The following is an 11,321-nucleotide window of genomic DNA, read 5'->3' as shown; positions in this document are numbered from 1 at the left end:
TTGAGGAACCCCCTCCTTTCTATCCCATTGCGGCAGATAGACCAAGGCTCCCGGCCGCTCTATGAGCCGAAGCCTACCAATTGTGTTCGTTCTTATTTCCCTTGAGTACGGGCGAAAGATTTTTCGCTCGCACTTTGGCATTCCTGCCTCTCCCTTTCGAGGTTAAGGTGCACCTCGGCAATGCGACGGTTTTGCCAGACAGGGCTGGTGCGACACCCTGTCATGCTTACTCGCCAAGCGAGAACCGTTCACGTAGGCAACCACCAACAGAGGTTAAGGCTAAGGTTGAGATTCTTCTTAACCTTAACCTAAACCTTAACCTGTTCTTAAGAAGCCCTGTGTGCGGAGGAGGAACGAGGAGAAAGGAACCGGGAACGAGGAGATAAAAATCCTCGTTCCTCGCTCCTAGTTCCTCGTTCCTTCTTCGACACACTTTCGGTCAACTGCTGAGGGGCTTCTTATTGGTAATCGACGCCAGTTTACCAGGTACATAAATTATACCAACCCCAACCTCGTTTTTCAAGCAAGTATTGTAGGGGCGCAAACCCCGCGCCCCTACATCAGCGATGTCACTTTTTCCCTTTAGTGGAGATATAATACTGGTAGACGAGGGCGTATCGCTGCGTAGCGTAGTCCAGAGCTTTTATAACGCTGTCGCTATCGGGTATGATCTGTTTTCCGGTGGTCTTATCCACATACTTCGTTCTCAGTGCCTCGTAGGCCTTCAGGGCTTTTTCCCAATCCTCCATCAGCTCGTAGGCGGTTCCAACCTGGATGTATGCGATATCGGCGGAAGTTGTATTCGGATATTTCTGGATCAGGTTCTCGAAGTATTTGGCCACTTCCAGGGCTTTCTTCTTCTGAGCCTCGCCTTTCAGTCGCTTGGCCTCATCCAGCATGTCCAACCCTTTGCTGTAGATATCATACGCAACAGCTTCCTCGGTATCCCTCAGGAATCCCTCCGCCTGTGCCTTAACCCGCGGGTCAACGTTGGGAACCTGTAGGGCCTTTCTGTACATCTCGATCGCCTTCTCGTAGAGCTGTATGCGCTTGTCAACTCCGACGTCAGGCTGAATGGCGTCGTTATAATACTTGTTCCCGACGTTGATATAGGCCTCGCCGGCATATTTGCTCGTCGGGTATTTCGCGACCAGCTCTTCGTTGAGGGCGTATACCTTATCCGTGTACTGCTTCTTCTTGTTCGGATCATCCGTCTGATTGGCGAGAATCTGATAGCAGGCTGCCATGGCGTAGAGGGCATCAGCCGCAGCGGGGTTGTTCGGATAGTTGTCAACGACCTTCCTATATTCCTGAAGCGCCTTCTGGTAATCCTTCATGGCGAAGTACGCCTCGCCGGCCTGATACTGCCATCGCCCTGCATCGGGTTCATTCGGCCATCGTCTAACCATATCGCTAAACACCTGAGCGCATTTGGCGAAGAGGGCCATGTTCAACTGGTTAACCCTCGCCAGCTGGAAGTACACCGTTCCGAGATATGACATGGCCGTCTGAAGCTCCTTCTTGAGTTCATTGTCGGTCTTGGGATCGCCGAAAAGGCCCTGATCGGCGTATTTAACGTAATTCTCGAGCAGCGGTCTTGCGGCTTGGTGATCTTTCGTATATCCCAGGGCGTAGTAGGTCTGACCGGCCTGGAAGAGGGCGAAGCGCAAGAACTTTATCGCCTCTTTGGGAGCGGTCTCCACCGGCTGGATTAGCTCGGCGACCTTCGCATAGGCGGCGGCCGATTTTCTGGCGGCGTCGGTATAGCTGTTATACGCTTCCGTGCCGGGGGTGTTTCCTCCTTCCTGCTCGTAGTATTTCCTGGCCAACTGTGAATAGAGATATCCCACCTGATATTGAGCTTGAACCTTTTGGAGCATGGAGGATTTAGGAGAGCTCAGAACTAACTTCGCTATGCGCTCGGCCTCCGTGATCGCCTTTTCAAGATCGCCCTGTTTGTAGTAGATATCGGAGAGCCTCACGCTGGCGTCTGAGACCATCGCCTTGATGTTGGCGTCTTTGGAGTCGGAGAACCCTTTGATGAGGGCATCGAACATCATCGAGGCGTTCTGCATGTCCTTGAGCTTGTTGGCGTAGATCAACCCCATCCTGTAGTATGCGGAAGCGGTGAAAGCCGGATCGATGTTCATCTGAGCTACCTGCTTATAGGCATCCACGGCTGCCTGATAGTCGCCGAGGTTGGTCTCGTATACGTTCGCCATCGAGATAAGGGCCTGAGCTTTGATCTTATCGTCCTTGGCGTTGCGGACTATATATTGATACTCCACAACGGCCTCCGGATACTGCTTGGTGGCGAAGTAGAGCTTAGCGAGTTCCGTATGTGCTGCGTAGATGATGTTTTTCCTGTCCGCCTTTGTGATCTTGCCCTCCTGTGAGACGACCTTTTTAAAGGCATCGATCGCATCCTGGTTCTGATTCAGCTTCTCAAGCGAGAGGCCGAGGGTATAGTTGACGCTGACAAGCATGTCAGGATCGAGCTTGTATTTGCTGAGAGCGGCTCTTGCCGTCTGAGCTGCGGTATCATAGTTGCCGAGTTTGTAATAACAGACAGCAACCTGATAGAGCGCCAGGGGCGCAAGCGAGCTTTGCGGGAACATGTCCGCGACCTTCTGATACTCAGGGATGGCCTCCTGATACTTTTTGGCCTCAAAGAGCATGTGACCGATCTTCAACTGTGATCTGGCTTTCGTCTCCGGATCGGCGGTTCTGCTCTGAACGACCTTCCTCAGGCTGGCTATGAGGGCATCGGCGCCGACCTCCGTCGAGCCGGCTTTCTCGGCGGCGTAAACCTTCAACAGATTAGCATTGGCCACGACCTTCTGCGTCCTCTCGTCCTCTTTATCGGCGAAGTTGGAGTTGATGTAATCGCATATCTCGATGATCTTGGCCCATTGAGTCTCATCGCCCATCTCGCCGAGCTCCTTGCGCGACTGGGCTATGCCGAAGTAGGCGTCGGCAACGTTGTTGCTGTTGGGATAGTTGTCTATCAGCTTCTGGAAGGCCTCGATCGCCTTCAGCAGGTTCTCCTTCGTCCTGGGCTCTATGCTGTAGTAACACAGTCCGACCAGATACTGAGCCTCATCGGCGTATTCGCTGTCGGGATACTCCTTGACGATACGCTCATACTGTTGAATGGCCTCCAGATATCTCTTGCTATGTCTGAGGAGATCGGCCAGTTTGATCTCCGCCATCGTCTTGGTGTCCTTGTCAAAGTGTGGATCGGCTATGATCTTCCTGTAGTATTCAATCCCCTGATCGGTTTTACCCTCGGTGATGTAGGTCTCGGCGATGAGAAGCTGAGCCTTCTTGTAATTGGGACTGGAGGCGGGTATCTCCGAGTATATCCTTCGGGCGTTATCCCAGTCCTGGAGTTTCTCATAGGTAAGGCCGAGGTTCATCAGAGAGTTTTCAACCACAGTGCTCCTCTCAGGGAAGTCGTGGCTCATATCGAAGTTTCTGTAGAACTTATCCAGCACCTGTTCGTATGCCTTGGCGCAGCTTCTGAGGGCCTGGGTGTCTTTGAAGTCCTGGGCCTCAGCGATCTTGTAATAGCTGAGGGCCTCCTGGAACTTGGAGACGCACTTGATCAGGTTGAACTTCGGCAGCTCCTTGTAATCTGTCCACGTCTTGGCGTATTCCTGTATGGCCTGTTCGTATCTGTTGATCGCTGAATCGACCTTCCCCTGTTTGATATCGTTTTCCGCCAACTCGAAGTATATATCCCCGAGTTTCATCTGCATCTCGGCCGCCTGCAGGTCGAAGTCCTCATCGTTTTTGCGCTCAGCTATAAACTGCCTTGCCAGTTTCTCCAGTTCCTCGTATCTCTTGAGCTTACTCAAACTCCAGAGCATCCCGTACATCGCGTAAGGCATTATGGGATCTTTCGGGAATTTGTCCACCGCTTTCTTGTACCATTCCAGCGCTTTCTCATAATCACCCAACTGATAATACGCCTCTCCGACCTGGAAGGTGGAGTACGGCTCATACTCGCTCCCCGGGTAATCTTTCAGCACGACCTGATATGCCTGAACGGCGTTCTTCCAGTCCTTCATCTTCATGTAGCATTCGCCGATTTTGAACTTAGATGGTTGGACGAAGGAGCTATTGGGATAATCCTGGATGACCTTTTGGTATGCCGCCAAAGCGCTTTCATAATCCTCCTGGTCGAAGTAGTTTTCGCCGATGTTGTACTGTATCTCGGCTTTCAACCTCGGATCATCCGTGCTTTCCAGTGCGAGCTGATAGTTCTGCAGGGCGCTCTCGTAGTCCTTCTGGCGGGTGTAGATGGTTCCCATGTCGAAGTAGGCGGCGGTGATGTAGCGGCTTTCGGGATAATCCGTGACGAACTGGGCGTATCTGGAGAGGGCCTCGTCGTCCCTGTTAAGCATCATAAGACAGTACGCCGCCTTATATCTCGCCTCCGGTATAAGCTGTCTCTGCTTTGGGAACATCTCGGGTGTGATCTTGTCGAACTCCTGATAGGCCATCTCCCAGTTCTTCTCCTTCATGTAGGACTGTGCAATGCGGTATTGGGCGTCATCTCTGAACTTGGAGTTTGGGAACTCGTCCACGATCACCCTGAACGCCTTTCTCGCCTCCTCATACCTTTCAAGTTGATAGTTGAGCACGCCGACCGAATACCATGCGTTCTCGACGTTTGTGCTGCTTGGGAAGTTGGCGATCAGCTCTCTGAACTTCGGCTCGGCCTCCTCATATCTCTCCATCTTAAACAGCACGTGTCCCCACAGGAATGTCACGGCCTCTTTATGTTTTGGGACGATCGCCTTGGCATAGACCTCCTTGATGTACTTAAGCGCTTTATCATAGTATGTCAGATCGCCCGTCGTATCACCAAGCTTGGCATAGCAGAAGGCGATCTTATACTTGGCGAGACTATCGAAATCTTTATCGATGACCTCGGTGTTAACGCCCCACTTCTTCGATTCACCCAAGGCTTCGTTATATTTAGTTATAGCATCCTCATATTTGCCCTCAGAAAGCAACTGCTCGGCCTCTTCATAAAGGACCTTGACTTTCTGAGAGCTTCCGCTGGGCCAAAGCATCACGACGGCCAGGACTATCCCGGCTATCACACCCAAAACTTTCAGATTCATACTCTCTGCCTCCTTGATCTGGTTTGTTTAGTTTAAATCTCCTATTGAGACGTTAGCGAAGGCCGCATCGGTATCGGCGTATATCATGGATCTAAGCAGGCTTTTCTCGGATAGCCTGCTTTCCCTGGGCTTAGGGGAATCGGAAAGCCAGACCCTGCTGGGGGAGGATAACGCTATATCCTTGAGTTTGAGCTCCGGCGCAGGTATACCATCCGACCTCGGGAGGTCATCTCCCTCGGGAGGTTTGCTCAGATCGATATCACCTACAAGTGTCAGCACGCCATCCTTAATCTGAACCGACTTGAGATTGATCATCACCCCCATCACCTGGAACCGGCCCTTGTCCTTTCTAAGTATAAGCCCCGTCTTGTAGTCAGCGGTGATCGGTCGGTTTGAGTACCTCGGCACCTCAATCGCCAGGAAAGGGGCTTTTTCGGAGCTCAGAGATCTCTGGATGGTGTTGAAGAGTATCTCATCGACTGAAGGGCGAAACAGAGTCCTGTCGACAATCAAAGAGAGTAGGATCAACGCCAGCGTAACGACGACATACTTGATCTTCCACGATATCCCCCACCCTTCCAGCGTCTCTCTAACCGATCTCAGCCCCCGCATAAGATAAAGCTTAAATCCGGTGTGAACCGCCACCTCCTCGATTTCAGCCGTTATCCCCGACCAGAGTTCATCGAAATGCGATTCAGACGGCATAGGAATCTCCTCCTCCCTAACCAGCTCAACTGTCCTACGCAGCTCCTCGATCTCCCGGCGGCACCGTTCACATCCGGATAGGTGGGCCGATATAGCCACATGAAGTTCAGGGGGAAGATCCCCATCTATGTATTCTGAAAGAAGTCCTCTAACGGTTCGGCATCTCAATCTCATGTCTCATATCCCCGTCTCAACAAGGGGTTTTAAAATCCTCCTGAGCTTTTTCCTAGCATAGTGAAGGCGAGATTTCACGGTGCCCTCAGAGCACCCCAATATCTTCGATATCTCCGCGTGGGTGAGTCCCTCGACGTCGTGTAGTACCACCACGGCCCTGTGATCGGGCGAGAGTTTCCTCATGGCTTGAGATATCGCCCGTCTGAGCTCATTCCTTTCAAGGCATCTCCCGGGATCATCGGATGAGCGTTTCGTCGGCGGGATCTCCCCTTCCGGCACGTCATCAAACGGTTCTTCCCTCCTCCTCTCCATCTTTCGGAGATGATTGAGAGCGGAATTAACCGCTATCCGGTATATCCAGGTCTCGACGTTCGATTCTCCTCTGAAACGGGATATCGACTTGAAAACTTTGATGAACGTCTCCTGCGTCACATCGCTGGCGTCATGATGGGATCTGGTTATTCTATAGGCGACGTTATACACCATGCGCCTGTATCTCTCGAACAGCACGCCGAGTGCCTCGATATTCCCCTCAAGCAGGCTTTCTATCAGGGTTGTATCGGTCACCAGCTCTTCCATCGCTCGTCGTATTAGACACCGCTGGAGTTAAAATCGTTCAAAATTTTATCCTGATGGCCGAGAGCTCGGTTCCCTCGCTCCCCTTTTCCTTCGGGGGTTTTAGGTTCGGTATCCTCGGCTCGTTCCGATCGATAGATCTCGTATGAAGCCAGTCCCACACTCCCACAAGCAGTGCCATCCCGACAGCACAGGCCTGGATGGCGTGCCAGTCCCCATTTGATAGATCTGGCGACACCTCTCCCTGCCTCGCCATCTCAACCAGTCTGACGATCAGGTAGCTGTGGATGGAGGTAAACGGCAGTGAGACGAGGGTGATTATCTCAAACCGGCGTATAGTGCCTTCGGAATACTGATACTGAGCCGACTGATCCTCCTGAGCGAAGGATAGATTGAGTGACGAGGCTATGATGATAAAGGTGAGGGCTAGAGCGATTGAAGCGCTACGCATTGATATCCCTCCACTTTTCTTCATCCTCTTTCACCTTTCTAAAGCCGAGTCTATATGCTAGGAGGATAGCCCCGATGCATACGGAAGCATCCGCCAAATTAAAGGAAGGCCACCACCTGAGGTCAACGAAATCCACGACATATCCAAGCCTCACCCTATCGATAAGGTTTCCCAGAGCTCCTCCCAGGAGGAACCCCAGGGAGATCCTCATCCACACATCCTTCCGATATGCCTTGTAGTAGAGAAATATGAAGACGATCGCGAGGATAGATATCGGTATCAAAAGCCAGCTCAATCCCCTCATTATGCCAAAGGCAGCGCCTCTGTTCGCCACATGGCTGAGATATAGGAATCCGGGTATGATCGGCTTTGATTCCCAAGGCTTAAGGTTCGACCGCACGATCCACTTTGCGATCTGATCCAGCACCGTTATGGGAATCGCTATGGCTAAAAGCAGATAAATTCGTTTCATCTTTCCCCCATCCATCCCAGAGGCATCATCTGCATGAAGATGGAACTTCCCCCATTTTCAGGGTTCATCTCCAACCATATCCTCTCCGCCATAAAGGGTGTTATGGGCGCCCATAGTTTAAGGAGATCGACGGATATCTCCTTCAGCAGGGTGAGAAAGACCTTTTCCTTCCGGGCGCTCTCCAGATAAGAGCCGATTCGATCGAACGTAAAACGCGACAGCTTCTCTATCGCCTCCTCTATCCTAAGCGACTCATACATGCTCATAATCTCTCCCGCCAGGATGTCAAAATCCGTCAGGAGGGATCGAGCATCGGGATTAATTTTGGCGAAGTCGAATTCCCCTTCAATTCCTCTTGTCATCTCCAGGATCTTTTCGAACAGACCATACAGGTTTCCGACCATCTCTACCGCCCTTGAACGGCCTATGAAAAATGAAAGTCTCCCGATATCGCCGCTCCTGAGCTCATCGTGGATATCTCGCCCCTCTCCCCGTTCCGGCGGGTTAACGGGGAGGATGATAGGTGAGATCAGAGCATCATCATACAGCAGTTCCATCAGCTTCTTCAGCATAGGAAGCCATCTTTCCATAACAGGTGAGGGTTCGATTATGAGGTCGATTACGTTCACCCTGTCCCTGCGCCTGCTAAGCTTATACGCCTGGTTAACGGCAAAGGCGAAAATCGGCGCAACCGTTCCTTCGGCTTTATGGAACTCACCGCAGCCGCATCTCTGACATGAGATCTCCTCCGGCAGGATTTCCCCCGGATCGAGTCTGAACCACGAGTCCACCCCGCGTCTGTTGAGCGAATTCCTTATATGCTTCCCTATCTTCTCGGAGAGAACCGGTCCCTCGCATCTGTTACAATAGATAACGAACATCGGCACACCCCATAGCCTTCCAAGGGATATGGGGTATGAATTGAAAAACCACTGGACGGAAGGCTTAAAGATGGTCTGCTCTCCACAGCAGGGACACAATAGCACCGGCGCTTTCCTCCTCGACTCGGCGATCAGATATCCTCTTCCCCTAAGCTCATCTCGGATCAATTCCTCCACGGAATCGAACCTCGACTCACACAGATCTCCCGTCAGTTCGTTCAGCCTGCCCTCATCATCAACGATCGGGGTTATTTCGAGACAGTGCTCCAGAGCTATGAAATAGTCCTCTGGGCTATGAGCGGGCGATATGACGGAGAAGCCGCCCTCCCCTTCTTCATCCCATGAATCGGTGAGAATCACCGGCATCTCCCTGCCGGTTATCGGATGATCGCAGATCACCCCTTGAAGTTCATCCGGATCGATCTCCTTGATAGCTTTTGGCCGTAGCTTCCTGATCCAGGGCGAAGAGGCCAAATCCACGTAGACCCCATCCTCACATAGCATCGCTACGTATCTTCCATTCCGAGCTACCACGGCGCTTGATCCGAGGAAGATCCACATCTCCCTCGAAAAAGCGATCAGATATACCTTTCTTCCAAATCTTTCGAGCCCTTTCAAAAGGGGCAATCTTACATAGGCGGAGATCGATTTTCTGATCCCGAAAACAGACTCCTTGGGGTCTACAGGTTCCTGGCATATCACACACCAATGCAGAGATTTAACCTCATTTGAGAGATAGCCTCCATCATATAGACAACCTATAGCTTCCGCCGTTCTCGAGGCGAATTTCGACTCCAGGGAAGGTTTTTCGTCCCAATCTGAGATGATACCGAGCCTCTTGAACGTCGGTGTTATCCCCTCTATCAGCTCAAAGGCCTTTTCCCGACACGCTTTTCTCAACTTTCGCATGTCGATCTTTCCGTCTCTTCCCCTGATCGCATCGCCCTGCTCGTCCAGAACGCTCTTTTCAACTCTGGGATCGAACACGTTCCATTGAGGCGAGCAGATCACGTTGAACCCCGTCATGGATTTGTACCTGAGGTATACGTCTCTGGTTATCCTCGCGGCGATGATCTCATCCGTTATGCCACAGACCGGGATCGGCGCCTCATGGACGACATATTTAAGCCCGTGAGGTGTCTTTTGAGCCAACTTCTTATGTATCTCCATCTCTTCCCATCTTTTCAGTATTTTCTCCTCCGCCTTCATCATCTTCGTGATGCTCCATGAGGGTTGTCTCATCGAACTCCTCCTCGTCCTTGCGCCGCCTTTCCATCTCCATAAGCAGTTCGTAATGTGTCTGTAGGAGGGCTCGATATTCGGCGATAAATCGCTCTTTGAGGTTTTTAAGCCTGTTTATCTCCTCCCTTATCCTGTTGGCTTTCTCCTCCGCCTCCTGAATTATCCTCTGTGCCTCGAGCTTGGCCTGATTGATTATGATTTCGCTCTCCCTCTGAGCTGCCGTTTTTGCGCTTTCCTCGAATTTCTGGACGGAGAGCAACGTCTCACGCAGGCTCTCCTCCTTTTTCCTATACTCCTCTATCTTCTCCTCCAAAGCCGCGATCCTGCTTTTAAGCATGCTGTTTTCACGCGTCATCTGCTCGAAGCTCGCCGCCACCAGCTCGAGGAAGCTCTCCACCTCATCGGGATCGTAACCTCTGAAGCTCCTCTTGAACTCCTGTTGATAGATATCTAAAGCGGTCAGCATAGATCCGACCCCCCTAAACGATTTAAATTATGATTCTATCGATGGTGATAAGTATAAAGATGGCTATAAGAGGCGATATGTCCACACCTAGCCTTCGAGTTAGGGGATAGACCAGCCTTCTGATCGGTCTGAGCACCGGCTGAGTAAGTCCCGTTGTGATCGAGTATATCCTCCTGATCGTGACGTTATACGATGCGAAGGCGATCCAGGAGAGGATGGCGTTTATCACCAATATCCAGATATAAAGGTTGATGACGAGATGTATCAACTCAGCCAACGTTCTATATAACATCTCACCCTCCGAGTTCTTCCGATCTTCTAGCGGCGGCGATCACAGCCCTCATTATCGCTGCCCGAACGCCGCTTGATTCCAGTTCGAACAACCCCATTGCGGTTGTGCCGCCGGGGGAGGTAACCTTGTTTCTAAGTAGAGCGGGATGTTCTTTCGTCTCGGAGATCAGCCTTGCCGTCCCCAGCACGGTTTGGATCGCCAGAGTCGCAGCCTCCTCACGCGGGAGGCCGAGCTGAACTCCCGCGTCGGCCAGGGCCTCCATCATCAGAAATACGAAGGCCGGTCCGCTTCCGCTCAATCCCGTTACGGCGTCCATCATCTTCTCCTCGACCACGATCGCATCGCCCACAGCCCGGAATATCTTCAGGGCGAAATCCAGATGTTCCTTCGAGGCGAATCTGCCGGGACATATAGCGGAGGCAGCCTCACCGACGAGCGCCGCTATATTCGGCATAACTCTGACAACCGGAAGCTCGTCCCGGAAAAACGACTCCAGCCTGCTTGTTTTCACCCCAGCGGCTATGGATATGAGGAACTTCGGCGGTTTCATATGCCTTGCAAGCTCCGGTAAAACCTCCGGGACGTTTTGAGGTTTAGCCGAATACAGAACGGCATCCGAGGGATCAACCAGATCAGCTATGCTCGAAACGCCCTTAACACCAAGTTCAACCGCCAGTCTCTCAACTTTCTCCCTCACCACATCATATATTGAGATCTGAGAGGCGTCCAGGACCTTCCCCTTTAAAACGCCTCTGAGTATCGCCTCTCCCATGTTGCCCACGCCCAGGATTCCAAGTCTCATCACCAATACCTCGGCTTGAATTTCTCATCGTTGAGAATCTTAGCTGTCTCGCCGCTTTGACCTATGACGAAAAGGCCGTTTCTATAGGCGAACCTGTCCGCTCCCTCCTCGATCACTATCCCTGC

Annotated in this window: 9 protein-coding genes; all 9 read right to left on the bottom strand. The window is 51.8% G+C overall.

Annotated features, from left to right (window positions below):
* Positions 1-569: 569 nt before the first annotated feature.
* The 9 genes from J7M22_18950 to proC are packed head-to-tail and all read right to left on the bottom strand — an operon-like array spanning position 570 to position 11,196.
* Positions 570-5,135 carry a tetratricopeptide repeat protein gene (locus J7M22_18950; GenBank protein ID MCD6508683.1) on the bottom strand — a complete coding sequence of 1,522 codons (4,566 nt, stop codon included), beginning with the start codon at positions 5,133-5,135 and terminating at the stop codon, positions 570-572.
* Between the two features lie 27 nt (positions 5,136-5,162).
* Complete coding sequence (locus J7M22_18945) at positions 5,163-6,014, bottom strand: zf-HC2 domain-containing protein (GenBank protein ID MCD6508682.1); 852 nt, start codon at positions 6,012-6,014, stop codon at positions 5,163-5,165.
* A 3-nt stretch (positions 6,015-6,017) separates the two neighbouring features.
* Positions 6,018-6,593 carry a sigma-70 family RNA polymerase sigma factor gene (locus J7M22_18940; GenBank protein MCD6508681.1) on the bottom strand — a complete coding sequence of 192 codons (576 nt, stop codon included), beginning with the start codon at positions 6,591-6,593 and terminating at the stop codon, positions 6,018-6,020.
* 37 nt (positions 6,594-6,630) lie between these two features.
* Positions 6,631-7,041: a hypothetical protein gene (locus tag J7M22_18935; protein ID MCD6508680.1), complete on the bottom strand. Its 411-nt coding sequence runs from the start codon at positions 7,039-7,041 to the stop codon at positions 6,631-6,633.
* Complete coding sequence (gene lspA, locus J7M22_18930) at positions 7,034-7,513, bottom strand: signal peptidase II (GenBank protein MCD6508679.1); 480 nt, start codon at positions 7,511-7,513, stop codon at positions 7,034-7,036. Before lspA ends, J7M22_18935 begins: the two co-directional genes overlap by 8 nt.
* Entirely contained in the window at positions 7,510-9,636 is a 2,127-nt protein-coding gene (locus J7M22_18925) for a class I tRNA ligase family protein (protein ID MCD6508678.1), read from the bottom strand. Before J7M22_18925 ends, lspA begins: the two co-directional genes overlap by 4 nt.
* A complete protein-coding gene (locus J7M22_18920; GenBank protein MCD6508677.1) occupies positions 9,551-10,102 on the bottom strand; it encodes a DivIVA domain-containing protein in 552 nt (183 codons plus the stop codon). The genes J7M22_18925 and J7M22_18920 overlap by 86 nt, the downstream gene beginning before the upstream one ends.
* 22 nt (positions 10,103-10,124) lie before the next feature.
* On the bottom strand, positions 10,125-10,394 hold the full coding sequence (locus tag J7M22_18915) for a YggT family protein (GenBank protein MCD6508676.1): 270 nt from the start codon (positions 10,392-10,394) through the stop codon (positions 10,125-10,127).
* 1 nt (position 10,395) lies between these two features.
* On the bottom strand, positions 10,396-11,196 hold the full coding sequence (gene proC / locus J7M22_18910; GenBank protein MCD6508675.1) for a pyrroline-5-carboxylate reductase: 801 nt from the start codon (positions 11,194-11,196) through the stop codon (positions 10,396-10,398).
* Positions 11,197-11,321 lie beyond the last annotated feature (125 nt).

The organism is Candidatus Poribacteria bacterium (assembly GCA_021162805.1).
Taxonomy (GTDB): domain Bacteria; phylum Poribacteria; class WGA-4E; order B28-G17; family B28-G17; genus JAGGXZ01.
Note: the sequence above shows the minus strand (reverse complement) of the source record. Positions and strands in the feature narration are given on the sequence as shown.

What these genes read in the sequence shown, in the direction of transcription:
- J7M22_18950 (MCD6508683.1), bottom strand. Translation starts at nt 5,135, where the DNA reads ATGAATCTGAAAGTTTTGGGTGTGATAGCCGGGATAGTCCTGGCCGTC.
- J7M22_18945 (MCD6508682.1), bottom strand. Translation starts at nt 6,014, where the DNA reads ATGAGATTGAGATGCCGAACCGTTAGAGGACTTCTTTCAGAATACATA.
- J7M22_18940 (MCD6508681.1), bottom strand. Translation starts at nt 6,593, where the DNA reads ATGGAAGAGCTGGTGACCGATACAACCCTGATAGAAAGCCTGCTTGAG.
- J7M22_18935 (MCD6508680.1), bottom strand. Translation starts at nt 7,041, where the DNA reads ATGCGTAGCGCTTCAATCGCTCTAGCCCTCACCTTTATCATCATAGCC.
- lspA (MCD6508679.1), bottom strand. Translation starts at nt 7,513, where the DNA reads ATGAAACGAATTTATCTGCTTTTAGCCATAGCGATTCCCATAACGGTG.
- J7M22_18925 (MCD6508678.1), bottom strand. Translation starts at nt 9,636, where the DNA reads ATGAGACAACCCTCATGGAGCATCACGAAGATGATGAAGGCGGAGGAG.
- J7M22_18920 (MCD6508677.1), bottom strand. Translation starts at nt 10,102, where the DNA reads ATGCTGACCGCTTTAGATATCTATCAACAGGAGTTCAAGAGGAGCTTC.
- J7M22_18915 (MCD6508676.1), bottom strand. Translation starts at nt 10,394, where the DNA reads ATGTTATATAGAACGTTGGCTGAGTTGATACATCTCGTCATCAACCTT.
- proC (MCD6508675.1), bottom strand. Translation starts at nt 11,196, where the DNA reads ATGAGACTTGGAATCCTGGGCGTGGGCAACATGGGAGAGGCGATACTC.